General features: G+C 71.4%; 18 protein-coding genes and 7 tRNA genes. 10 read left to right on the top strand and 15 right to left on the bottom strand.

What is annotated here, in order from left to right; all coding sequences use genetic code 11:
- Positions 1 to 80 precede the first annotated feature (80 nt).
- The gene (trmB, locus tag AB0M92_RS34780) at positions 81 to 863 is read left to right on the top strand and encodes a tRNA (guanosine(46)-N7)-methyltransferase TrmB (protein WP_366106358.1); all 783 of its coding nucleotides are present in this window, start codon (positions 81 to 83) and stop codon (positions 861 to 863) included.
- A 94-nt stretch (positions 864 to 957) separates the two neighbouring features.
- Positions 958 to 2,238 (top strand): PrsW family intramembrane metalloprotease, encoded by a 1,281-nt coding sequence (locus AB0M92_RS34775; protein ID WP_366106345.1) that lies wholly within the window; start codon positions 958 to 960, stop codon positions 2,236 to 2,238.
- On the opposite strand, the gene AB0M92_RS34770 is transcribed toward AB0M92_RS34775, so the two are convergent.
- From AB0M92_RS34770 to AB0M92_RS34760, 3 genes are all read right to left on the bottom strand, one after another.
- Positions 2,147 to 3,148 carry a M23 family metallopeptidase gene (locus tag AB0M92_RS34770; RefSeq protein ID WP_366106357.1) on the bottom strand — a complete coding sequence of 334 codons (1,002 nt, stop codon included), beginning with the start codon at positions 3,146 to 3,148 and terminating at the stop codon, positions 2,147 to 2,149. The genes AB0M92_RS34775 and AB0M92_RS34770 overlap by 92 nt on opposite strands.
- Positions 3,149 to 3,470: 322 nt before the next feature.
- Positions 3,471 to 4,643 carry a PP2C family protein-serine/threonine phosphatase gene (locus AB0M92_RS34765; protein ID WP_366106356.1) on the bottom strand — a complete coding sequence of 391 codons (1,173 nt, stop codon included), beginning with the start codon at positions 4,641 to 4,643 and terminating at the stop codon, positions 3,471 to 3,473.
- Between the two features lie 184 nt (positions 4,644 to 4,827).
- Positions 4,828 to 4,901, bottom strand: a tRNA-Met gene (locus AB0M92_RS34760).
- 806 nt (positions 4,902 to 5,707) lie between these two features.
- On the opposite strand from AB0M92_RS34760, the gene AB0M92_RS34755 reads away from it, so the two are divergent.
- A complete protein-coding gene (locus AB0M92_RS34755) occupies positions 5,708 to 6,124 on the top strand; it encodes a hypothetical protein (RefSeq protein WP_366106344.1) in 417 nt (138 codons plus the stop codon).
- Positions 6,125 to 6,375: 251 nt separating this feature from the next.
- Here AB0M92_RS34755 and AB0M92_RS34750 read toward each other — a convergent pair.
- From AB0M92_RS34750 to AB0M92_RS34720, 7 genes are all read right to left on the bottom strand, one after another.
- A tRNA-Trp gene (locus AB0M92_RS34750) sits at positions 6,376 to 6,453 on the bottom strand.
- A gap of 89 nt (positions 6,454 to 6,542) precedes the next feature.
- Positions 6,543 to 6,615 (bottom strand) — tRNA-Lys (locus AB0M92_RS34745).
- Positions 6,616 to 6,779: 164 nt separating this feature from the next.
- A complete protein-coding gene (locus tag AB0M92_RS34740; RefSeq protein WP_366106343.1) occupies positions 6,780 to 9,065 on the bottom strand; it encodes a DEAD/DEAH box helicase in 2,286 nt (761 codons plus the stop codon).
- Positions 9,066 to 9,335: 270 nt separating this feature from the next.
- Positions 9,336 to 9,848 carry a hypothetical protein gene (locus AB0M92_RS34735; RefSeq protein ID WP_366106342.1) on the bottom strand — a complete coding sequence of 171 codons (513 nt, stop codon included), beginning with the start codon at positions 9,846 to 9,848 and terminating at the stop codon, positions 9,336 to 9,338.
- Between the two features lie 218 nt (positions 9,849 to 10,066).
- Positions 10,067 to 10,441: a CrcB family protein gene (locus AB0M92_RS34730; protein ID WP_366106341.1), complete on the bottom strand. Its 375-nt coding sequence runs from the start codon at positions 10,439 to 10,441 to the stop codon at positions 10,067 to 10,069.
- Positions 10,438 to 10,908, bottom strand: a complete 471-nt coding sequence (locus tag AB0M92_RS34725) for a CrcB family protein (RefSeq protein ID WP_366106355.1) — start codon at positions 10,906 to 10,908, stop codon at positions 10,438 to 10,440. Before AB0M92_RS34725 ends, AB0M92_RS34730 begins: the two co-directional genes overlap by 4 nt.
- 32 nt (positions 10,909 to 10,940) lie before the next feature.
- Positions 10,941 to 11,291 (bottom strand): metallopeptidase family protein, encoded by a 351-nt coding sequence (locus AB0M92_RS34720; RefSeq protein WP_030160118.1) that lies wholly within the window; start codon positions 11,289 to 11,291, stop codon positions 10,941 to 10,943.
- Between the two features lie 127 nt (positions 11,292 to 11,418).
- On the opposite strand from AB0M92_RS34720, the gene AB0M92_RS34715 reads away from it, so the two are divergent.
- The 3 genes from AB0M92_RS34715 (at position 11,419) to AB0M92_RS34705 (ending at position 11,702) form a co-directional block, all read left to right on the top strand.
- A tRNA-Glu gene (locus tag AB0M92_RS34715) sits at positions 11,419 to 11,491 on the top strand.
- 38 nt (positions 11,492 to 11,529) lie between these two features.
- Positions 11,530 to 11,603, top strand: a tRNA-Asp gene (locus tag AB0M92_RS34710).
- Between the two features lie 22 nt (positions 11,604 to 11,625).
- Positions 11,626 to 11,702, top strand: a tRNA-Phe gene (locus tag AB0M92_RS34705).
- A 36-nt stretch (positions 11,703 to 11,738) separates the two neighbouring features.
- On the opposite strand, the gene AB0M92_RS34700 is transcribed toward AB0M92_RS34705, so the two are convergent.
- On the bottom strand, positions 11,739 to 12,587 hold the full coding sequence (locus tag AB0M92_RS34700; protein WP_366106340.1) for a cytochrome c biogenesis CcdA family protein: 849 nt from the start codon (positions 12,585 to 12,587) through the stop codon (positions 11,739 to 11,741).
- The gene (locus AB0M92_RS34695) at positions 12,584 to 13,369 is read right to left on the bottom strand and encodes a thioredoxin domain-containing protein (RefSeq protein WP_366106339.1); all 786 of its coding nucleotides are present in this window, start codon (positions 13,367 to 13,369) and stop codon (positions 12,584 to 12,586) included. The genes AB0M92_RS34700 and AB0M92_RS34695 overlap by 4 nt, the downstream gene beginning before the upstream one ends.
- 588 nt (positions 13,370 to 13,957) lie before the next feature.
- Between AB0M92_RS34695 and hrpA the strand changes: the two genes are divergently transcribed.
- Both hrpA and AB0M92_RS34685 read left to right on the top strand, forming a co-directional pair.
- Positions 13,958 to 17,893 carry an ATP-dependent RNA helicase HrpA gene (gene hrpA, locus AB0M92_RS34690; protein ID WP_366106338.1) on the top strand — a complete coding sequence of 1,312 codons (3,936 nt, stop codon included), beginning with the start codon at positions 13,958 to 13,960 and terminating at the stop codon, positions 17,891 to 17,893.
- Positions 17,894 to 17,962: 69 nt separating this feature from the next.
- Positions 17,963 to 18,036, top strand: a tRNA-Asp gene (locus AB0M92_RS34685).
- Between the two features lie 532 nt (positions 18,037 to 18,568).
- Here the strand turns inward: AB0M92_RS34685 and bldC are convergent.
- Both bldC and AB0M92_RS34675 read right to left on the bottom strand, forming a co-directional pair.
- Positions 18,569 to 18,775 (bottom strand): developmental transcriptional regulator BldC, encoded by a 207-nt coding sequence (gene bldC / locus AB0M92_RS34680; RefSeq protein ID WP_003949541.1) that lies wholly within the window; start codon positions 18,773 to 18,775, stop codon positions 18,569 to 18,571.
- A 499-nt stretch (positions 18,776 to 19,274) separates the two neighbouring features.
- Entirely contained in the window at positions 19,275 to 20,129 is an 855-nt protein-coding gene (locus AB0M92_RS34675) for a hypothetical protein (protein WP_366106337.1), read from the bottom strand.
- Between the two features lie 183 nt (positions 20,130 to 20,312).
- Between AB0M92_RS34675 and AB0M92_RS34670 the strand changes: the two genes are divergently transcribed.
- Entirely contained in the window at positions 20,313 to 21,425 is a 1,113-nt protein-coding gene (locus tag AB0M92_RS34670; RefSeq protein ID WP_366106336.1) for a Glu/Leu/Phe/Val dehydrogenase, read from the top strand.
- 280 nt (positions 21,426 to 21,705) lie between these two features.
- Positions 21,706 to 21,972, top strand: coding sequence for a DUF3073 domain-containing protein (locus tag AB0M92_RS34665; RefSeq protein WP_229338159.1), 267 nt, complete (start codon positions 21,706 to 21,708; stop codon positions 21,970 to 21,972).
- 91 nt (positions 21,973 to 22,063) lie between these two features.
- Here the strand turns inward: AB0M92_RS34665 and purM are convergent, their stop codons facing one another.
- On the bottom strand, positions 22,064 to 23,134 hold the full coding sequence (purM, locus tag AB0M92_RS34660) for a phosphoribosylformylglycinamidine cyclo-ligase (RefSeq protein ID WP_366106335.1): 1,071 nt from the start codon (positions 23,132 to 23,134) through the stop codon (positions 22,064 to 22,066).
- Positions 23,135 to 23,243 lie beyond the last annotated feature (109 nt).

Raw genomic sequence — 23,243 nt, 5'->3', positions numbered from 1 at the left:
GGCGGGGGGCCGGGGCGGGGTCGTAGAATCGGGGCATTGTGTCTGAGTCCCTCACCCCCCAGCCCAGCGCCCCGCAGACCGTGCCGGAGGCGAATTCCTACGTGCCCCCGAAGTGGCGGACCGAGCCGCGGTTTCCCGACGGGCCCGCCCCCGATCCGGCCGGCTCGCACCACGAGCGGCGGATCCGCAGCTTCCAGCCGCGGCGCAGCCGGGTCACCACCGGGCAGGGCGAAGCCCTGAAGCGGCTTTGGGGGACCTGGGGGCTCGACATCGACGGGCGGTCCGTCATCGACCTCGACGAGATGTTCGGCGGGCTGCCCGTCGTACTGGAGATCGGCTTCGGGATGGGCGAGGCCACCGCGCAGATGGCCGCCGCCGACCCCTCGACCGGCATCCTCGCCGCCGACGTGCACACCCCCGGCCAGGGGAACCTGCTCGCGCTCGCCGAGCGCGGCGGGATGACCAACGTCCGCGTCGCCAACGGCGACGCCATCATCCTGCTCCGCGAGATGCTGCCGCCCGACTCCCTCGCCGGTCTGCGCGTGTACTTCCCGGACCCGTGGCCCAAGGCCCGCCACCACAAGCGGCGGCTGATCCAGCCCGAGTTCCTCGACCTCGCCGCGACCCGCCTCGCCCCCGGGGCCGTGCTGCACTGCGCGACCGACTGGGAGCCGTACGCCGAGCAGATGCTCGAAGTGCTCACTGCGCACCCGCGGTTCGAGAACACCCGGGCGGACGGCGGCTACGCGCCGCGGCCCGAGTTCCGGCCGCTCACCCGCTTCGAGGGGCAGGGCCTGGACAAGGGGCACGTCGTGCACGATCTCCTCTTCGCGCGCCGGGGCCACGCTTCCCCGAACGAGTAGAGAAACCGCGTACGTCACTCCGCGTGTCAGAGCGGCTCGCTAGAGTCATCGCGTGTTCCGAGCGCTCCCTGCTGTCCGAGGCGTCCGTGCGTGCGTGTTTGCCGTGCTGTCGCTGTCGGGGCTGGCGATCCTCGAACTCGTGCGGGAGCAGACCGGTACCGCGGGGTTCTTCGTCGGCCTCGGGCTGGCCGTGCTGCCGGTGCCGCCGCTCATGGCGGCCTTCCGGTGGCTCGGCCGGGCCGCGCCCCGCCCCTGGGCGCAGTTGCTGTTCTGCTTCGGCTGGGGCGCCTGCACCGCGGCCCTGATCGCGATACTGGCCAACAACTTCGCCACCGAGTGGATAACGGCGGCCACCGCCGACGCCTCGGCCGCCGACCGGCTCGGCTCGGTGGCGATCGCCCCGGTGGTCGAGGAGAGCGCCAAGGCGGCGGCCCTGCTCCTGGTGTTCGCCTTCCGAAGACGCCAGTTCACCGGACCCGCCGACGGGTTCGTGGTGGCCGGGTTCACCGCCACCGGCTTCGCCTGCACCGAGAACGTCCTCTACCTCGGCAACGCCTTCGGCGAGGACGTGGAGAGCGGCGCCGCCCCGCTGGACTCGGTGACGGCCGCGACCTTCTTCGTGCGGATCGTGGTCTCGCCGTTCGCGCACCCGCTGTTCACGGTGCTCACCGGACTCGGCTTCGGGGCCGCCGCGCTCGGAGCGGGCCGGGTGCGCCGGATCGGTCTGCCGCTGCTCGGGCTGCTGGCCGCGATGGGTCTGCACGCGCTGTGGAACAGCTCGTCGCGTTTCGGGGAGTACGGGTTCTACGTGGTCTACGGCTGCGTGATGGTCCCGGTGTTCGCCCTGCTGCTGTGGCTGGCCGTGCGCATGAGGCGGCGCCGGCTGCGGGCCGTCGCCGGGGAGCTGGCGGTGTACGCGGCCGCGGGCTGGCTGCGCCCGGCGGAGGTGCCGGCGCTGGTGTCGATGCCGGCCCGGTCGCTGGCCCGCGCGCTGGCCCGGTCCACCGGCGGCCGGGCGGCGGGCCGGGCCGTCGCCCGGTACGAGGCGGACGCGGCGGCGCTGGCCCTGCTGCGGCACCGGGCCCGGCACGGGGGCCCGGCGGGGGTGCCGGATTTCGCCTGCCGGGAGCGGGAGTTGCTGCGCCGGCTGTGGCTGCGCAAGGCGACGGCGGGGCCCGCGCTGGCCCGGGCGGCGGTCCTGGAGGATCTTCTTCCGCCCCGGCCGGTCCCCCTCGCGCCGCTGGCACCCCTGGAGCGGGTCTTCGTACCGCTCGTACCGCGTGCTAGACGCTCAGGCCCTTGGACTCCAGCCACGCCAGAGGGTCCATCGTCGAGCCACCCCTGCGCACTTCCAGGTGGAGATGGGGTCCGGTGACGTTGCCGGTGGCCCCGACGCGGCCGATGGTGTCGCCGGCGCCGACCGAGCCGGAGGTCACCGACATCGAGGACAGGTGGCAGTACCAGATCTCCGTACCGTCCTCCAGCTCCAGCACGATCCGGTACCCGTACGCCCCCGACCAGCCGGCCGAGGTGATCTTCCCGGCGGCGACGGCCTTGGCGGGGGTGCCGGTCGGGGCGGCGAAGTCGAGGCCGGTGTGGTGGCCGGAGGACCACATGGAACCGGAGTCGCCGTAGTGCGAGGTGAGGGTGTAGGCGGAGGTGGGGAGGGAGTAGCTGCCGGAGACCTTCGTGAGGCGCTCCTGTTCGGCCTTGGCCTCGGCGGCCTCCTTGGCTTCCGCCGCCTCCTTCGCCGCCTTCTCGGCGGCCAGGCGGACGCCCTCCGCCTCCTTCTCGGCGGCCTCCCGCTTGGCCTTGGCCTCAGCGGCGGCCGCCTCCTGCGCCTCCCGCTCGGCCTGCGCCCGGGCCTGGGCCTCGGCGGCGGTCTCCTGGGACTCGGCCTGCTGGAGGATGCGGCCCACCAGGGTGGCGCCCGCGTCGGCGTGCTGAGTCGCCTGCTGCGCGATGATCCCGGTCTGTCCCGCGGAGGCCGCGGTGTCCGCCGCGAGGCCTTCGGCCTGCGCGTGCCGCTGCCCGTCGCCTCCGCCGCCCATGCCGAAGTCTGGCAACGAGGGCATGGAGATGGCGACTTGGGGCCGGTCCTGCGCGGTGGCGATACCGCCGGCCCCGACGGCCGCGATGACGCCGACGCCGAGCACGGTGGAGCTGCGGGCAAGTCCCCCGCGCTGCTTGGCGACCCGGTGCTTGCCGCGCGGGGGGCGGGCCGAGTCTTCGGTGGGGTTCCACTCACCCCAGGCGCCGGCGGTGGGGCCTTCCTGGAGTTCTATGCCTTCGGGGGCAGGCGAGTTGGAGGCCACCGGGCCACACTCCTCAGGGGGACACGCACGCGCACGGCGCCGTCTCTTGCGACGGCTTGGACGACCGCGCTGCGTTATCGAACGGTAATATACGGAGGGGAGTGATTCCAAGCTGTTGTGATGGATCGATGGCAGTAATCAGCCACGTATTGCGCAGCCTTGGCCATGACTAAAGACGCTTAGTGGATCAATTCGGGCAAAACTCAAGCAAGATCCACATCTCTCCAGCCACTCCCGCATCTTGACTGGCCGTCATAAACCTTTCGGAGCGGCCCACTTCAATCACGCACCGTCACGGAGCGACCACGGGAACGGTACGACGTCGCTCCGGCTCACCCTCCCCGGGCCGGCCCACGGCGAGCAGCGCCATGTCGTCCGTCGCCCCGCCGCCCGTGTGCCGGCGTACGTCGCTGCTGAGCGCGCCGAGCAGCCCGGCGGGATCGGGGAATACGCGGCCGCTCAGCCGGGCCGCCGGATCGTAGAAGACCCCCGCCGCGTCCCGCGCCTCGGTCAGCCCGTCCGTGTACAGGAGCAGGGTGGCCCCGGCGGGGAAGGGCCACTCCTCGGCGCGGTCCGGCCAGGCCGCGCCCAGCTCCCCCATGCCGAGCGGCAGCGCGGGCTCCGCAGGGGCGAGGACCGCCAGCCGCCCGTCGGCGTGCAGCAGCAACGGCTCGGGGTGGCCCCGGTTCACCAGGCGCAGCACCCGGGCGTCCGCCGGGATCTCGCCGAGCACACAGGTGGTGAAGCCTTCCACCGCGTCCAGGCTGTCGCGCCGGGTGCCCTCGCGGGTCAGTGCCCGTTCCAGCCGCCGGGCCAGGCCCTCCAGGGTGGGTTCCGTCTCCGCCGCCTCCCGGAAGGCGCCGAGCACCACGGCCACGGCCTCCACCGCCCCCAGCCCCTTGCCCCGTACGTCACCCACCGCCAGCCGCACTCCGTAGGGGGTGTCCTGGACGGCGTACAGGTCCCCGCCGATGAAGGCGTCGGCCTGAGCGGCCTCGTACCGGGCGCAGACGTGCAGGCCGGCGATGCGCTCGGCGGGCTCGGGCAGGACGGCGCGCTGGGCGGCCTCGGCGATCTCGCGGGCCGAGGCGAGTCGCTCGCCGCTGCGCCGGACGACCCGGTTGGTCAGGATCGCGAGCCCGGAGACGGTCATGACGGTGACCAGCTCGGTCAGGGCCTCGACCCTCCAGGTGGTGCCGTTGAGGAGGTGCAGCAGGACCACCGCGAGCGAGGCGAGCACACCGGTGAGGACCGTGACGCGCAGGGAGGACAGCGGGGCGGCGATCAGCGGGGCCGCGGAGAAGAAGGGGGATCCGGTGTAGCTGGGCGGGGTCAGCAGGTCGAAGGCCAGTCCGCCTGCGATCAGCACGGCCGGGAGGACGCGGACCACCTTGCGGGCCGCACCGGTGCCGGTGCCGGTGCCGGTGCCGCCCGGGTCCTCGTCGCCGCCCCGCTGCCGACCCAGCCCCAACACGCGCTCTCCTGCCCGGTCCCTCGCGCGGGTGCGGGCCGCCTCCGCATCGCCCCTCAAGGCTGGCGGCGGGGGGATCGTACGGCGACCCGGCCCGGGCCGATCGGGTGAGGGCCGGGGAAGGAGAGGAGAACGACGAAGGCCCGGTTCCCAAGGGGAACCGGGCCTTCGTACTGAGTAGCGGGGACAGGATTTGAACCTGCGACCTCTGGGTTATGAGCCCAGCGAGCTACCGAGCTGCTCCACCCCGCGTCGGTAAACACAACTCTACGTCATCGCGGGGAGGGCTCGCGCCAATTAACTCTCCCGCCACCTCCAGAACCCACATAACCGCAGGTCAGAGCCGCACAGACGGCAGGAAAACCGGCCTGGGCCGAGGTCCGGCGTCCTGGCGCGGGCGTACGGGGACGGGGCGAGCAGGGCGGCGGCGTCGAGACCGGCGGCCTCGCGGACGAGGCGGATGGCCCGGTAGATCTGGTTGATGTGCGGGACGGCCCCACACGGCCCCACCAACAACCCGGCCCATCCACCGGCGGCGGCCACGGTGAGACGGGAGCCGGTGCACCCGGCTCCGGCGGACCCGGACCCGGCGAGGGCACGGGAGGCGGCTCCGAGCTGCCCGACCGGGAGCCTCCGGTCACTCTTGACCCGGCTGAAGAAGTCGGAATGCGGCGCGGCCGTGGCCGACTACATAGCGAGCGGACGGTTTGCGGACATTCCCAATCACAAGGAACTGACCACGCCGCTGAGCTTCAGACCAACGAGCTACGATCCAACGACGGATCCATCACCGTTTTTCCAACCAACTCCGCCAGGCCATAAGGAAATTGGATGTCGACTCTGATGCGTGCCCGGAGGGCATGTGGCGTGGTTCTGGGACCTGGACGAAGTGACGGAACCCGGCCTTGACGCGGCGCTCGCGACCGCGGCACGCAGGTCCGCCATTTTGGGGAAGCACGGCCTGCTGGAGCCGACCGCCCTCGAATGGAGCTGGTTCCAGGTCGGCAAGGGCGGCCTCGGCATCACGTCCCGGCTCAGTCTCGTAGGCCGCTCCCTCCATGACACCGCGCTGGCGGATGACGTACGGGGGCTGCAGGCCGGCCGGCCATCCGGCCGCCGAGATCGGGGGGATCCTCGTCCACGGGTCCGGTGTCTGGCTGGACGGCGACGCGAAGAGCCGAAGCGAGTACCGCCTGATCGAGCTCCTGGTGTCGCCCGACGCAATCGGTCCTTCGGCCGAGCTGTCCGTCTACCACGACGTGTGGGGACCGTGCGACTTCCGAGGACTGCCCCACCCGGCCGTCGAGGCCCGGAACGCACCGCGGCTCACGGCGGCCCTGCGGGATATCGAGGCGCTGCTCGGCATCGGGGCCGAGCCGGGCGAGGCCACATACTTCGGCCGCGCCGAAGGCTACGGTCTCAAGGCTCCGGACCTCGTCGACGGACGCGGCCCGGACCTCACCGACTCGATGTAGACATCCACACCGGCTCGTTGCCCTCCGCGCCCTTCCACCGTCACGGTTTGGGCCGCGCACGACGAGGGGCGGCCACCGATTCGGAGACGGCGGGCGGGCTCTTGTACCCGGCCTGCATCAGCAGCGGTCGGGAGCGTGGTGGCGCGACACCTTCCGTCCGGCGCGCTGACGGGTCAGGAGGCGGCCACCTCGACACGAGTCCGGCAATGCCCCGGCGGGCCGCCGACGCGCGGCTCAGCGGGCGGTGCGCGGGCGGGGCGGCCGGATTCGAACCGACGTCCTCGCGATTTTGGAGACCGCGCGCGACGACCTCTGCGCTACGACCCCGCCGGGCGGGGATCATTCCAGAGCCTCACCAGGACGTCCGGAACGAGGAAGCGCCCCGCCCGAGGGATCGGGTGGGGCGCTTCGGGAGCTGTAGGCCATGTCGGACTCGAACCGACAACCAACGGATTAAAAGTCCGCTGCTCTGCCAATTGAGCTAATGGCCCTCACGTGCTCACCCCAGAGCATAGCCGGAGACCAACCGTCAGCCGATCGAGTATCGGCTGACCGGGCCCGGCGCGGCTCGCAAAAGACGGAACAGGGCCCCCACGACCGTGTCGTGGGGGCCCTGTCAGGCCGTCAGCTCAGTGGCCGGTGGCCGGTGGCCGGTTCAGCCGTTGCGCTTCCAGCGGGGCTTGTCGTCGCGGCGGCCGCCGAAGGAGCCGGTCGAGCCGGAGCCGGAGGGGCGGTTGTCGTCGCGGCGGCCGTACGGGCGGTCGCCACCACCGGAGCGGAAGCCACCGGACGGACGGTCGCCGCCACCGGAGCGGAAGCCGCCACGGTCGCCACCGCGGTCGTCACGGTTGAAGCCGCCCGACGGACGGTCGTCGCGACGGAAGCCGCCGGACGGGCGGTCGCCGCCGGAGCGGAAGCCACCGGAGGGACGGTCGTCGCGGCGGAAGCCGCCACGGTCGCCACCGCGGTCGTCACGGTTGAAGCCACCGGAGGGACGGTCGTCGCGACGGAAGCCGCCACCACGGTTGTCATCGCGGCGGTCGCCACCGGAACGGAAGCCACCGGACGGACGGTCGCCGCCACCGGAGCGGAAGCCGCCACGGTCGCCACCGCGGTCGTCACGGTTGAAGCCACCGGAGGGACGGTCGTCGCGACGGAAGCCGCCACCACGGTTGTCATCGCGGCGGTCGCCACCGGAACGGAAGCCACCGGAGGGACGGTCGCCGCCACCGGAGCGGAAGCCGCCACGGTCGCCACCGCGGTCACCGCGGTCGTCACGACGGTTGTCGCGGCGCTCGTAGTTGCCGCGGTCGTCGCGGGACTGGAACGACGGGCGCTCCTCGGCGACCGGCGCGGCCGCGACGGCAGCCGCGACCTCGGCCTCGGCGGCCTCGGCCACCTCGGCGACAGCGGCCTCCGGGTCCTCGCCGCGCTCGCGGGCGGAGCGGGCGACCAGGCGGTCGGCCTCCTCGCGCAGCTCGGCGGCACGGCGCGTCAGGCGCTCCAGCTGCTTGGTGAGGTCGGCGACCTCACGCTCGGCCTGCTTGGCGGCGTTGTTCGCGGAGTCGGCCTGGACCTCGGTCAGCGAACGCGCACCGGTGATCTCGGCGACCTCCGGGTCGAAGGCGCCGGCGCCCTGGACGATGTGGCGCGAGGCGTCGACGCCCGCGTCCTCCATCAGGCGGAAGATCTGGCGGCGCTGGTGCGGCAGGGCCAGGGAGACCACGACGCCCGACTTGCCGGCGCGGGCGGTACGGCCCGAGCGGTGCAGGTAGTCCTTGTGGTCGCCGGCCGGGTCCACGTTCAGGACCAGGTCGATGCCGTCGACGTGGATGCCTCGGGCGGCGACGTCGGTGGCGACGAGCGCGTTGACGTAGCCGTCCTTGAAGTCCGCGAGGACGCGGGTACGGGCGCCCTGCGTCATGCCGCCGTGCAGCGCGTCGGCCTTCACGCCGGCCTCGACGAGCTGCTCGGCGATGCGGTCGGCGCCCAGCTGGGTGCGGACGAAGATGATGGTGCGGCCCTTGCGGGCGGCGATGGCGGCCGTGACCGGCGCCTTGTCCTTCGGCTTCACGACGAGGACGTGGTGCGTCATGGTCGTGACGTTGCCCTGCGCGCTGTCGACCTCGTGCGTGACGGGGTTGGACAGGTAGCGCTTGACCAGGGTGCCGATCTCGTTCTCCATGGTGGCGGAGAAGAGCATGCGCTGGCCGCCGCCGGGGATCTGGTCGAGCAGCTCGGTGACCTCGGGCAGGAAGCCCAGGTCGGCCATCTGGTCGGCCTCGTCGAGGACGGCCACCTCGACGTTCTCCAGGGAGCAGGCGCCGCGGTTGATGATGTCGCGCAGACGGCCCGGGGTGGCGACGAGGACGTCGACGCCGCGCTCCAGGGCGTAGATCTGGTTGCCCATCGAGGTACCGCCGCAGACGACCTTCATCTTGAGGCCGAGCACGTCGCCGTACGGCTGGAGGGCGTCCGCGACCTGCATCGCGAGCTCACGCGTCGGCGTGAGGATGATCGCGCGGGGCTTCTTCTTCTCGGTGTGGCCACCGGCCAGGCGGGCCAGGGTGGGCAGACCGAAGGAGAGGGTCTTGCCGGAGCCGGTGCGGCCGCGGCCGAGGATGTCCTTGCCGGCCAGGGCGTCCGGGATGGTCGCGGCCTGGATCGGGAAGGGGGAGGTGACACCGTTCTGCGCGAGCTTGCGCACCACGCCCTCGGGCAGACCGAGGTCGCCGAAGGTGATGGTGGGCTCGGCGTCGGCGTCGTCCGCCTCGGCGTCGATGGACTGGTCGGTCGTCACGTCGGCCTCAAGGGCCTCGATGATCTCGTCCGCTTCAGCGGCCTCGATCGCCTCGGTGACCACAAGGGCCTCGACGGCGTCGACGATCTCGTTCGAGTCGTTCTCGGGCATGACGGCACGGTCAGAACTGGAAATGGACATGCGAAATGCGAAACCTTCCGGAGTCTCGGCACGCGCCCAAACTCCGTGAATCGCAAATCGACCGCCTCAATGCGGTCAGCCACGGCTAGGGAGAGTACGCGCCACACGGCGCTCTTCGGATTCGGCGCCGGGCAATGGGATCAAACGATCTATAACCATACGCACCCTCCCCCGGGTCTGGCAAGTCGTTCCGGCCTGATCCGCCCTGACCTGCGACGATGTCGCCGATCCGGGAGATCGGCCGTCACCCCCGGGAGGTACCTGCGGCCGCTACGAGGCCGTCGGGCTGGGCTCCGGAGCCGGGGGCGTCTGGGCCGGCGGAGTGGGCGAAGTCACGGGCGTCTCGGGGGTCGGCGACTGAGCCGGGGGCGGCGTGACCTGCGTCCCACCGGAACCACCGCTTCCGGATCCCCCCGAGCTCGGCTGCTGCCCGCCCTGGCCCCCGGGGCCGGCCCCCGGTCCGGCCGACGGCGAGGGGGCCCCGGGGCGCCCGGCGGGAGCACCCGGGCTGGGGGTGGCCCCGGTGGCACCGGAGGCCTTGCCGTCCTCGGCCGGCCGCCCGTCCTCGCCCGTCGCGCCCGGCTTCGAGCCGTGGCCGTTGCCGTGCGCCCCCGAGCCCTTGCCGGAAGCGGAACCCGCGGCCGCTTCCGCGGCCGCCTTGCGGTCCGCCGGCGAGGAGGGCCCGGGCTTCGCGCCGTCCTCGCCGACGCTCATGCAGCCCGCCGTGGCCGCGACCGCGAGCACGGCGGCGGCCAGCCGGAGGGAAGCGGACAACTGGCGCACGGGGCACCTCCTGGGGGTCCCCCGGCGGCAGCCGGGAGGGGGCGGTCAGGGCCCGCGGTGAGCGGGTCAATGTGCCCAACTCCCTTTACCCCGTAAGAGACACGCCCTTGGGGGCACGGCCTGTGCGCGCCCCCGGCCCGGGCCGTCCGCGCCCCCCGGCCCCGGCCGTCCGCGATCCCCGGCCCCGTCCGGCGCCCCGCCGTACGGCCCCTGCGAGCTCAGGCGAACAACTGCCGCGCCACCTGCGAGCCCAGCGTCACCGCGCCCAGCCCCGCCAGCACCGAGGCCGCCACGTTCGCCGCCGCCAGGAACCGCCATCCGCGCTCGTACAGGCGCAGCGTCTCGTACGAGAACGTCGAGTACGTGCTCAGCGCCCCGCACAGCCCCGGCCCCACCAGCAGGTTCAGCCGCGCCGGGGCCGCACCTGCCAGCACCGCGCCGGTCAGCACCCCGAGCACCAGGCACGCGCCGACGTTGACCACGAAGGTCCCCCACGGGAACACCGAATCGTGCCGCGCCTGCACCGCACGGTCCGTCAGATAGCGCAGCGGCGCCCCCGCCACCGCGCCCGCCACCACCAACAGCCAGTTCACGCCCGCCTCCGCGGGCCGCCCCGTACGGAGAGCCCGGTCGCGAGGCGGGTCGCCGAGGCCCCCGCCCACACGGCGCCCAGCGCCGCGACCACCGTGAGCCCGGCGTACGCCAGCGCGCGCCCGGCCTCCCCCGCGTCCAGCAGCCGGGAGAAGTCGACGGCGTACGTGGAGAACGTGGTGAACCCGCCGAGCACTCCGACCCCGGCGAACGGCCGGACGAGCGGATGCGGCGCCGTCCGCCCGCCCTCGCTGATCAGCACCATCAGCACCCCGATCAGCGCGCAGCCGAGCACGTTCGTCCAGAAGGTCGTCCACGGGAAGGCCCCCGGCCCGGCGGCCGGCCACAGCAGCGAGGCCCCGTACCGCGCCGAGGCCCCGAGCGCACCGCCCGCCGCGATCGCCGCGAGCACCGGACCGGGCCGTTCGGCGCGCTGCCCGGGCACATGGAGGTCGACGTCCGGGTCGATCGCCTCCGCCGGGCCGTCCCCACCCGGACCGGTCACCCGTACCCCAGCGCGTGCAGCCGCTCGTCGTCGATCCCGAAGTGATGGGCGATCTCGTGCACCACGGTGACCTCCGTCTCCGCGATCACGCTCTCCCGGTCCTCGCACATCCGCAACGTGGGGTTCCGGTAGATCGTGATCCGGTCCGGCAGCACCCCGGCGTACCACTCGCCACGGTCCGTCAGCGGGGTCCCCTCGTACAGGCCGAGCAGCTCGGGGTCATCCGCCGGCGGTTCGTCCTCGACGAACACCGCCACGTTGTCCATCAGCCGCGTCAGCTCCGGCGGGATGCGGTCCAGGGCCTCTGCGACGAGCTCTTCGAACTCCTCGCGCGTCATCTCCAGCACCGGGCCATTGTCCCTCCGGCGGGGGCACCTCCCGCATGTGGGGGGAAACCGTTTTGGCGATAGCTCCCCGGATCCCATATGCTTCTCACGTCCCCGACGCGCTGATGAAGTGCCCGGCGGGCCTTTAGCCCTCATCGTCTAGTGGCCCAGGACGCCGCCCTTTCAAGGCGGTAGCACGGGTTCGAATCCCGTTGGGGGTACGCATTACCTTGTGCGAGACTTGTCTCGCACACTGCAAGGACCTGTGGAGCAGTTGGTTAGCTCGCCACCCTGTCAAGGTGGAGGTCGCGGGTTCAAGTCCCGTCAGGTTCGCTGAAGCCGGAAACGGTTTCGTGGCTGGGTAGCTCAGTTGGTACGAGCGATCGCCTGAAAAGCGATAGGTCGCCGGTTCGACCCCGGCCCCAGCCACCACAAGAAGGCCCCGTCCATCGGACGGGGCCTTCCGCGTTACTCCTTCTCCCCCTCCGGGCCGGTCGTACGGCGGCGCCACTGCGTCACGCCGACCGCGGCCGCGCCCGCCGCCACCAGCCCGAGCAGCGCCCAGTCCGGAACCGCGTCCGCGAACGACCGGACCCACTGCTCCGCCGCGTACGAATCGTCCACGTCGAGCAGGCCCGGCAGCGCGCTCGCCCCGTCGTACGCGAGGAACAGCGCGCCCAGGGTGATGAAGAACAGCCCCGACAGCAGCGAGGTGGTGTGCAGCTCGAAGCGGCCCACCCGGACGGCCCGCCCGCGCAGCCAGCGCCGCCGGCCCAGCTCGAACCGCTCCCACAGCAGCGCCAGCAGGAACAGCGGTACGGCCATCCCCAGCGCGTACACCGCCAGCAGCAGCCCGCCGTAGACCGGGCTGCCGCTGACCGCCGCCACCGTCAGGACGCTGCCGAGGATCGGGCCGGCGCAGAACCCGGCCAGCCCGTAGACCGCCCCGAGCGCGAACACCGACAGGGCGGTGGTCGGCCGGATCCGCCCCGACAGCTCCGAGATCCGCTTCGAGGCGAAGCCCAGGCCCAGGATCTGCGCGAGCCCGAGCGCGATGATCAGCCAGCCGCCCGCCAGGACGAGCCCGTCCCTGTTGCCGTGGAAGAACCGTCCGGCGTACGAGCCCGCCGCGCCCAGCGGTACGAGGGTGCTCGCGAGGCCGGCGTAGAAGATCCCGGTCCGCGCGAGCAGCCGCGAGGTGGAGTCGATCGAGTAGGCGAAGAACGCGGGCAGCAGCAGGGCGCTGCACGGGCTGAGCAGCGCGAGCAGTCCGCCCAGCAGTGCGGCCAGGTACCCGATGTCGCCGACGCCGCTCACCGCGCCGACCGGTCGTCGGCCTGCGGGCCGGCCCCGGCCCGTGCCTTGGCGTCGGCGATCGCCGCGGCGAAGGCGTCGAGCGGCTGGGCGCCCGCGATCGGCTGCCCGTTGACCAGGAAGGACGGGGTGGAGGTGACGCCGATGCGGTAGCCCTCCTCCTGGTCCTTCTGGAGGGCGGCCGCGGCGGCTTCGCCCGCCATGTCCTTCTCGAAGCGCTCCATGTCCGGGACCCCGGCCTCACGGGCCAGCTCCAGCAGCCGTGCCCGGCCGAAGCCCTTCTCCTTGGCCCCGTCGGCGTAGGCGGCCGCGTGGAACCGCGCGAACCGGTCCTGCTGCCCGGCGGCCCAGGCGGCCTTGGCGGCGGTCTCGGAGTCGGCTCCGAAGATCGGGAAGTTGCGCCACTCGATGCGCAGCGTGCCCTCGTCCACGTACTTCTTCACCAGTTCGGGCTCGGTGTCGCGGGCGAACTTCCCGCAGTAGCCGCACTTGAAGTCGGAGTACTCGATCAGCACGACGGGGGCGTCCGCCCTGCCGACGGCCAGCTTGTCCCCGGCCTCGCGGCGGGCGAGCTTCGCCAGCTCGGCGTGGACGTCGGACCCCTTGGGCGCGGCCGCGGCGGATGAGGAGGAGCTCCGGTCGGGCCGGTCCTCGGGCGCGGTGGCCTGCCAGGACACGATCCCGAGGGTGACGGCGGCGACCGCGACCCCGGCGGAGATCAGCAGCCGTTTGCGCGCGGAAGCGGGGGAGGAAGAAGAGGAGGAACGGGAAGTGGAAGAAGGCATACGGGTGCTCCAGAGCTGCGGGTGGTGAATCGGACCGGCGGAGGGCCGGTCCTCTACACCCGCATCACGGACAGCTCCACGGGCCCGGGAGCCGGCTGATCCGGCCCCCGTACGAGAACCCGCACCGCCGGCGTCCGGTCCGCCCAGACCTGCTCCGCCGCGGGCCGCCCCAGCGGGGCGTGCGCGTGCTCCCCGGCGCCGCGCGGCGGCACCCCCGGAGCCTGCCCGCGATCCCGGCTCCCGGGGTCGCAGGCGGGCCCCCGCTCGGCGGAGCCCACGGCGTGCGCCGCGGGAGCGGTCGCGGCCTCAGCCGAAACCGGGGCCGAAACCGGAATTGAACCCGGAATCGAACCCGGAATCGAACCCGGAACCAGAGCCAGAACCGGAAGCGCCGCGGCGGGCACCGCACAGCCGACCAGAACCGCGATCACGGCGCCGAGCAGGCACCGGACACCACGGAAGCGGTACACGGCGGGCCTCTCCCTCGGTCAACAGGTCGGTTCAGACGATCTCGTCCCGAAATGGTACGGGGAGGGGGCACAAATGCGTTCGCCACCCAGCGCCTGCGGGTGAGATCCTCGATCAGGTATGTCTACTTCCTTCGCCGCCCTGCAGACGCTTCTCGGTGAGATCTCCCTCCGTGACGCGCACCGCCTCGGCCGCCGCCTCGAAGGCGCCCGCCGCATCCGAAAGCCCGAGGCCAAGCAGGCCGTGCTCGACGAGATCGCCGCGGAGGCCGAGAAGGCCGCCGCGCGACTGGCCGGCCGTGCCTCGCGGATGCCTGAGGTCACGTATCCCGAGAACCTGCCCGTCAGCCAGAAGAAGGACGAGATCGCCGAGGCGATACGCGACCACCAGGTCGTGATCGTCGCCGGTGAGACCGGTTCCGGCAAAACCACGCAGATCCCCAAGATCTGCATGGAGCTGGGCCGCGGCGTCCGGGGCATGATCGGGCACACGCAGCCCCGCCGGATCGCCGCCCGCACGGTCGCGGAGCGGATCGCCGAGGAGCTGAAGTCCGAGATCGGCCAGACGGTCGGCTGGAAGGTGCGGTTCACCGACCAGGTGGACCAGGACGCGACCTTCGTGAAGCTGATGACCGACGGCATCCTGCTCGCCGAGATCCAGACGGACCGCGAGCTGCGCGCGTACGACACGATCATCATCGACGAGGCCCACGAGCGCAGCCTCAACATCGACTTCCTGCTGGGCTACCTCTCCCAGCTGCTGCCGAAGCGCCCCGACCTCAAGGTCGTGATCACCTCCGCGACCATCGACCCGGAGCGCTTCTCCCGCCATTTCGGCGACGCCCCGATCGTCGAGGTCAGCGGCCGTACGTACCCGGTGGAGCTCCGCTACCGGCCCCTGCTCGAAGAGGATTCCGAAGACAGCGACCGCGACCAGATCACAGCGATCTGCGAGGCCGTCGACGAGCTCCAGTCCGAGGGCCCCGGGGACGTCCTGGTCTTCCTCTCCGGCGAGCGCGAGATCCGCGACACCGCGGACGCCCTCGACAAGCGCAATCTCCGCTTCACCGAAGTCCTCCCCCTCTACGCCCGCCTCTCGCACGCCGAACAGCACCGCGTGTTCCAGCAGCACACGGGGCGAAGGATCGTTCTCGCGACCAACGTCGCCGAGACCTCCCTCACCGTCCCCGGCATCAAGTACGTGATCGACCCGGGCACCGCCCGCATCTCCCGCTACAGCCACCGCACCAAGGTCCAGCGCCTGCCCATCGAGCGGATCTCCCAGGCCAGCGCCAACCAGCGCAAGGGCCGCTGCGGCCGTACCAGCGACGGCATCTGCATCCGGCTCTACTCCGAGGACGACTTCCTCTCCCGTCCCGAGTTCACGGACGCCGAGATCCTGCGCACCAACCTCGCCTCCGTCATCCTCCAGATGACCGCGGCCGGCCTCGGCGAGATCGAGAAGTTCCCCTTCATCGACCCGCCGGACCACCGCAACATCCGCGACGGCGTCCAGCTGCTCCAGGAACTCGGCGCGCTGGACCCGGCCGAGAAGGATCCGAAGAAGCGGCTCACGCCGATGGGCCGCCAGCTCTCCCAGCTGCCCGTGGACCCGCGCCTGGCCCGCATGGTCGTCGAGGCCGACAAGAACAACTGCGTCCGCGAGGTCATGGTCATCGCGGCGGCCCTGTCCATCCAGGACCCGCGCGAGCGGCCCTCGGACAAGCAGACGCAGGCCGACCAGAACCACGCCCGCTTCAAGGACGAGACCAGCGACTTCCTCTCGTTCCTCAACATGTGGCGCTACGTCCGCGAGCAGCAGAAGGAGCGCGGCTCGTCCTCGTTCCGCCGGATGTGCAAGCAGGAGTACCTGAACTTCCTGCGGATCCGCGAGTGGCAGGACATCTACTCGCAGCTGCGCACGGTCGCCAAGGGCATGGGCATCCACGTCAACGAGGGCGACGCCCCCGAGACGAGCGTGCACATCTCGCTGCTGGCCGGCCTGCTCTCGCACATCGGCCTCAAGGACACCGACAAGAACGAGTACCTGGGGGCCCGGTCCGCCAAGTTCGCGATCTTCCCGGGCTCGGCGCTGTTCAAGAAGCAGCCGAAGTTCCTGATGTCGGCGGAGCTGGTGGAGACCTCGCGGCTGTGGGCCCGGGTCAACGCCAAGGTGGAGCCGGAGTGGGTCGAACCGCTCGCCCAGCACCTGATCAAGCGCACGTACAGCGAACCGCACTGGGAGAAGGACCAGGCGGCCGTCATGGCGTACGAGAAGGTCACGCTGTACGGCGTGCCGATCGTCGCGCAGCGGAAGATCAATTACGGCCGGATCGACGCCGAGGTCTCGCGCGAGCTGTTCATCCGCAACGCGCTCGTCGAGGGTGACTGGCGCACGCACCACAAGTTCTACGCGGACAACCGCAAGCTGCTCACCGAGGTCGAGGAGCTGGAGAACCGGGCGCGGCGCCGCGACATCGTCGTGGACGACGAGACCCTCTTCGACTTCTACGACCAGCGGATCCCCGAGCACGTGGTCTCGGGCGCGCACTTCGACTCCTGGTGGAAGCACAAGAAGCGGGAGGAGCCGGAACTCCTCGACTTCGAGCGCGAGATGCTGCTGACGGAGAAGGCGGCCGGGGTCACCAAGGCCGACTACCCGGACTCCTGGCGCCAGGGGCAGCTGAAGTTCCGGGTGACGTACCAGTTCGAGCCGGGCGCGGACGCGGACGGCGTGACCGTCCACATCCCGCTCCAGGTGCTGAACCAGGTCACCGACGAGGGCTTCGACTGGCAGATCCCGGGCCTGCGCGAGGAGGTGGTCACCGAGCTGATCCGGTCACTGCCGAAGCCGATCCGCCGGCACTACGTACCGGCGCCGAACTTCGCGACGCGCTTCCTGGCCGCCGCCGTGCCCCTGCAGGAGCCGCTGCCGGTCACCCTGGCGCGCGAACTCCAGCGGATGGTCGGGGTCCCGGTCTCCGCCGAGGACTTCGACCTCGACCGGATCCCGGACCACCTCAAGATCACCTTCCGGATCATCGACGAGCGCCGCAAGAACCTCGCCGAGGACAAGGACCTCGAAGCCCTGCGGCTGAAGCTGAAGCCGAAGGCCCGCCAGGCCCTCTCCAAGGCCGCCGCCGCCACCGCCGAACGCGCGGGCGGGGAGTCGCTGGAGCGCACGGGGCTCACCGACTGGACGATCGGCACGCTGACCAAGGTCTTCGAGACCCGCCGGGCGGGGCAGCCGGTGAAGGCGTACCCGGCGCTCGTGGACGAGGGCGCGAGCGTCTCCGTACGGCTCTTCGACACGGAGGCCGAGCAGCAGCGGGCGATGTGGCTGGGCACGCGGCGGCTGATCCTGCTGAACATCCCGGTGAACCCGGCGAAGTTCGCCTCGGACCACCTGACCAACCAGCAGAAGCTGGCCCTGTCCCGCAATCCGCACGGCTCCATCCAGGCGCTGTTCGACGACTGCGCCACCGCCGCGGCCGACAAGCTGATCGCCGACCACGGCGGCCCGGCCTGGGACGAGGCGGCCTTCCGCGCCCTCTACGAGGCCGTCCGCGCGGACCTCGTGGACACGACCGTGCGGACGGTGGCCCAGGTACAGCAGGTGCTGGCCGCCTGGCAGGCCTGTGAGCGCCGCCTGAAGGCCACGAACAGCCTGGCCCTGGTGGCGAACGTGCAGGACGTCAGGACGCAGCTGGCGGCCCTCGTACCGCCCGGCTTCGTGACCCTGACGGGCCTGCGCCGGCTGCCGGACCTGATGCGCTACCTGGTGGCGGTGGACCGGCGGCTCCAGCAGATGCCGACGGGCGCCCAGCGCGACACCACGCGCATGCAGAAGGTGCACGAGATGCAGGACGAGTACGCGTGGCTGCTGGAGCAGCTTCCGAAGGGCCGGCCGGTGCCGTCCGCGGTCACCGACATCCGCTGGATGATCGAGGAACTCCGGGTCAGCTACTTCGCGCACGCGCTCGGGACCGCGTATCCGGTCTCCGACAAGCGGATCGTGAAGGCGGTGGATGCGGCGGCCCCGGGGCCGGCCCGCTGATCGGGTTCGACTGCACCCCCTGAGCTGGGGTACAGTCTGATTCGTAGCCGCCCAGCGGCTGCAAATCGAGGACCTGTGGAGCAGTTGGTTAGCTCGCCACCCTGTCAAGGTGGAGGTCGCGGGTTCAAGTCCCGTCAGGTTCGCAAGAAGAGCAGGGCCCGCATCCCCCAGGGATGCGGGCCCTGTTGCGTGTGACGTGAGCTGCCGCCGTCCAGAGCGCGGCCCCGACCGACCGCCGCGCGCCCCTGCCCGCTCCCGCCGCGCTCCCTCCACTCCCGCCGCGCTCCCCTCCACTCCCGTCCGGGCTCCGCGGCGAGGATCCCCCATCCGCATGAGGCACTCTGCGACGCACGTCCCCTTACGGGTGCATTGCGCGTCGCACAAGGGTCACTGCCTGTGACGGGAGTCACCACATGAGTTTTTGAGACTCATACATTTATCGCACCCATACGCATGCTCGATTTAATATGTGCAATGGCACCCACCCCGCCGACCTTCCGCGTCCGCCCGGTCCCACCCTCCCCGGGCATAAAAAAGATCGCGCTGGACCCGGCGGAGTCCAGCGCGATCTGACGACAAGAACCTGTTGGGGCAGGTCCAAGCGTTTGAAGCCTTGGGTTTCATCGGATTGGGGGACCCGATTCAAGCCCGGTAAAGCGGGGTGCTTGCGCGACCTCAGGCCTCGCTGCGCTGCTGCGGGATTCCCGCGAGCAGTGCGCGAACCTCGGCCTCGCGGTAACGGCGGTGTCCACCCAGGGTGCGGATGGACGTGAGCTTGCCAGCCTTGGCCCAGCGGGTGACCGTCTTCGGGTCCACGCGGAACATCGTGGCAACCTCAGCCGGGGTCAGCAGCGGCTCGGCATCAGGGGTGCGAGCGGTCATGAGCGGCCTCCTCGGGAGAACCGAACCATCTCGGTTCTTTCCTCTAAATTCTGCACCTTGGCCCGCGTTGCCCGAAATGGACATACGCGGGCCGAGTCGGTTATAGGACGAACGGCTTGTCCTCGGCACTACAACTACACCATCCGTCCAGCCTCGACGGCCAAACCGATGGAATTGCCCTCCGAGGTGTTCATCAGCGGCGGAAGCCGATGGACCGCCCCATAACGGACAGTCACCCCACTGTGACGATCAGTCACAGAGCGATCAGGAGTCGTCAGGACCCCCCGTAGAGTGCAATGCCGAGCATTCCGCCCAAAGTTGGGTGGAAGGAACCCTCCCCGGACTCCTTGTCCTATTTTGGCACGAGGGTAGGGGAAGGGCGCAAGGGTGTAGATAGTGCGGTCCGTCACGCTTGAGTCAATGGCCCGTATCGGGACGTAGGTCCTGGAACTAAGGCCCGAATGCGTCCCGATCAAGAACGTGGGGGGTCGCTCGGGGGTCAGTTCGCGAACAGTCTCTCCCGGACCTCCCGCCAGCGCTGCGCCAGCTCCGCGTACACCTCCGCCGCCGCGGCCGCGTCCCCGGCCCCCAGCGCCGCGATCCCCGCCGCCACGTCCCGGGCCGAGCGGTCGGCCCGCAGCCGGTCCGCCGGCAGTGCGTGCACCAGGCCCGCGTAGTCCAGCTCGACCATCGAGCGCGGGTGGAACTCCTCCAGCCAGCTGCCGACGTCCACCAGCCCCTCCGCGAGCCCCCCGTACCCCTCGGCCGCCCGCAGGATCCGCAGTGCCCGCGCGAGCCGCCGCCGGGCCTGCACCATCGGCGTCCGGTAGCGCAGCCGCTCGCCCGGCAGGTACTCCCGCTCGTCGTCGGCCACCAGCACGAACCAGCGCAGCGGCACCTGCCACACCCCGGTGCGGATCCACGGGCGCGCGTCCGGGTTCCGCTCGCGCCAGCGCTCGTACTCCTCGGCCGCCCGCCGCCGCTCGCCCGGCGGGAGCGCCGCGTCCAGCACCGGGAGCGGGAACTGGTCCACGAGCTCCTGGAGCGCCAGCCAGCCGCGCAGCCTGGTCCGCCAGGGGCAGACCAGCAGCACCCCGTCCAGCTGTGCCGTGAAGGCGTCCGCGCTCTCGTGCGCCGGCACCCCGACCACCGGGACCCGGACCAAGTCGGAGAGGGAGCGGCGCAGTTCGTCCTGGGCCGTCGCCACCACGCCGCGCCGCGCGTACGAGGCCCAGTGCGTGCGCTCCGGCTCCGCGAAGGCCGCCAGGGGCTCGTAGACGCGCAGGTAGGAGGCGTACGGGACGGTCGGCGCCGAGCGCGCCGCGGGCAGCTTGGGGTCGGAGGATTCGCTCACGTCCTCGTACTCCCCCGCCCCGCCGGGAGCTACTCGCCGGGCGGGGCGGACCCCCGGAGTGTTCCGATCTCCGGACAGGTCACCTGCACGGGGCCCGCAGGTCTTACTCTGCTCCCAGCACGCCCTCCCCCACCCGCAGGGCGGGCGTCATTCCGCCGCATCTCTTCCATGGGAGTCACCACCGTGACCGAAATGACCGACGGCGTCCTGCACACCCTGTTCCGTTCGGAACAGGGCGGCCACGAGCAAGTCGTGCTGTGCCAGGACCGAGCCTCCGGCCTGAAGGCCGTCATCGCGATCCACTCCACCGCCCTGGGCCCCGCCCTCGGCGGTACGCGCTTCCACGCGTACGCCTCCGACGAGGAGGCCGTCCTCGACGCGCTGAACCTCTCGCGCGGCATGTCGTACAAGAACGCCCTCGCCGGTCTCGACCTCGGCGGCGGCAAGGCCGTGATCATCGGCGACCCCGACGTCCTGAAGTCCGAGGAACTGCTGCTGGCCTACGGCCGGTTCGTGGAGTCCCTCGGCGGCCGCTACGTCACGGCCTGCGACGTCGGCACCTACGTGGCGGACATGGACGTCGTGGCCCGCGAGACCCGCTGGGCGACCGGCCGCTCCCCCGAGAACGGCGGCGCCGGCGACTCCTCGGTCCTCACCGCCTTCGGCGTCTTCCAGGGCATGCGGGCCAGCGCCCAGCACCTGTGGGGCGACCCGACGCTGCGCGGCCGCAAGGTCGCCGTGGCCGGTGTCGGCAAGGTCGGCCACTACCTCGTCGAACACCTCCTGGAGGACGGCGCCGAGGTCGTGATCACGGACGTGCGCGAGGAGTCGCTGCGCCGTGTCCTCGACAAGCACCCGCAGGTCACCGTGGCGGCGGACACCGACGCGCTGATCCGCACCGAGGGCCTGGACATCTACGCCCCCTGCGCGCTCGGCGGCGCGCTGAACGACGAGTCGGTACCGGCCCTGACCGCCAGGGTCGTGTGCGGCGCCGCGAACAACCAGCTCGCCCACCCGGGCGTGGAGAAGGACCTCGCGGACCGCGGGATCCTCTACGCGCCCGACTACGTGGTGAACGCGGGCGGGGTCATCCAGGTCGCCGACGAGCTCCGGGGCTTCGACTTCGACCGGTGCAAGGCGAAGGCCACGAAGATCTTCGACACCACGCTCGAAATCTTCGCTCGTGCGAAGGCGGACGGTATTCCGCCGGCCGCCGCGGCCGACCGGATCGCCGAGCAGCGCATGGCGGACGCCCGCGCCGCGAAGGCCGTGAAGGGCTCGACCCCGGCCCTGTAGGGCCCTTGCGTGCGCCCGCCGGGGTTGCGGCGAGACGGAACTCACTGCACTTCGGCGGGTCGCCCGCCAGGAAAGGGTTAAAATCGCAGCTGACCAGCGAGGACGGGGCGCCTCATTGGTCCTGCACCGGGGCACGTCATGCGGGCGGCGTACCGTATGGCCGCGGAAGCAGGTACCGTTAAACCCCTACGGACGGTCTCTCCACGGAGAGCCCGCTCCGAACCATGAACGCGTGTCAGACTCTGGGGCCGTCGAGCCCCGTCACCGAGGGGGTCGAGCCATGGGGCGCGGCCGGGCCAAGGCCAAGCAGACAAAGGTCGCCCGCCAGCTGAAGTACAACAGCGGCGGGACTGACCTCTCGCGTCTGGCCAATGAGCTGGGCGCATCGCCGACGGATCCGCTGCTGCCTGTCAGCGAGCCGGTCGAAGTCGATGACGATCTGGATGACGACGACGACCCGTACGCCAAGTACGCGGATCTGTACAACAGCGATGACGACGACGAGGACGAAGAGTCCGGTCCGTCGGCACAGCGTCGCGGCGCTTGACGCTTTTTGGCGTCTGCACGAAAGCAACAAAGACTGAAACCCGGTCCGGGGCCTCGCGCCCCGGACCGGGTTTCAGTGTTGCCCGGCCGTCTCAGCCTGCGTAGGAACCGGTCAGGGTCGCACCCTCGCCGTGGTCGCCCCGGTCCAGGATCTCTCCCGCGACCCAGGCGTCCACGCCCCGGTCGGCCAGCGCGGTCAGCGCCACGTCCACCGACTCCTGCGGGACCACGGCCATCATGCCGACGCCCATGTTCAGGGTCTTCTCCAGCTCCAGCTGCTCCACCTGGCCGGCCTTGCCGACCAGGTCGAAGATCGCGCCGGGGGCCCAGGTCGAACGGTCGACCGTGGCGTGCAGGTGGTCCGGGATGACCCGGGCCAGGTTCGCCGCGAGTCCGCCGCCGGTGATGTGCGAGTACGCGTGCACCTCGGCCGTACGGGTGAGAGCCATGCAGTCCAGCGAGTAGATCTTGGTGGGCTCCAGGAGCTCCTCGCCGAGGGTCCGGCCGAGCTCTTCCACGTGCTGGTCGAGCGACATGCCCGCGCGGTCGAAGAGGACGTGCCGGACGAGTGAGTACCCGTTCGAGTGAAGGCCGGACGATGCCATCGCGATGACGGCGTCACCCGTACGGATGCGATCCGCGCCGAGCAGGCGGTCGTACTCGACGACACCGGTGCCGGCGCCCGCCACGTCGAAGTCGTCCGGGCCCAGCAGACCGGGGTGCTCGGCGGTTTCGCCGCCCACCAGGGCGCAGCCGGCGAGGACGCAGCCCTCGGCGATGCCCTTGACGATCGCCGCGACACGCTCGGGGTGGACCTTGCCCACGCAGATGTAGTCGGTCATGAAGAGCGGCTCGGCGCCGCAGACGACGATGTCGTCCATGACCATCGCGACGAGGTCGTGGCCGATGGTGTCGTACACGCCGAGCTGGCGGGCGATGTCCACCTTCGTGCCGACGCCGTCGGTCGCGGAGGCCAGCAGCGGGCGCTCGTAGCGCTTGAGGGCGGAGGCGTCGAAGAGGCCGGCGAATCCGCCGAGGCCGCCGAGGACCTCGGGGCGCTGCGTCTTCTTCACCCACTCCTTCATCAGTTCGACCGCGCGGTCTCCGGCTTCGATGTCCACGCCCGCGGCTGCGTAGCTGGCACCGGTGGTCTTCTCTGTCATGACAGGGAGAGCTTTCGTGTCGTTACTGCGGGTGGTGCCGGGCCCTGGGAGAAGCACTCGTAAAGACAGGGCCCGGCGCAGGTGGAGCCGGGGGTCGCGGGTCGCGGCG

The sequence above is a fragment of the Streptomyces sp. NPDC051582 genome (genome assembly GCF_040681715.1).
In the GTDB taxonomy this organism is placed as follows: Bacteria; Actinomycetota; Actinomycetes; order Streptomycetales; family Streptomycetaceae; genus Streptomyces.
This window is presented reverse-complemented; position numbering and strand designations above follow the sequence as displayed.

What these genes read in the sequence shown, in the direction of transcription:
- AB0M92_RS34755 (WP_366106344.1), top strand. Translation starts at nt 5,708, where the DNA reads ATGACACCGCGCTGGCGGATGACGTACGGGGGCTGCAGGCCGGCCGGC.
- AB0M92_RS34740 (WP_366106343.1), bottom strand. Translation starts at nt 9,065, where the DNA reads ATGTCCATTTCCAGTTCTGACCGTGCCGTCATGCCCGAGAACGACTCG.
- AB0M92_RS34695 (WP_366106339.1), bottom strand. Translation starts at nt 13,369, where the DNA reads ATGCCTTCTTCCACTTCCCGTTCCTCCTCTTCTTCCTCCCCCGCTTCC.
- hrpA (WP_366106338.1), top strand. Translation starts at nt 13,958, where the DNA reads ATGTCTACTTCCTTCGCCGCCCTGCAGACGCTTCTCGGTGAGATCTCC.
- bldC (WP_003949541.1), bottom strand. Translation starts at nt 18,775, where the DNA reads ATGACCGCTCGCACCCCTGATGCCGAGCCGCTGCTGACCCCGGCTGAG.
- AB0M92_RS34665 (WP_229338159.1), top strand. Translation starts at nt 21,706, where the DNA reads ATGGGGCGCGGCCGGGCCAAGGCCAAGCAGACAAAGGTCGCCCGCCAG.
- purM (WP_366106335.1), bottom strand. Translation starts at nt 23,134, where the DNA reads ATGACAGAGAAGACCACCGGTGCCAGCTACGCAGCCGCGGGCGTGGAC.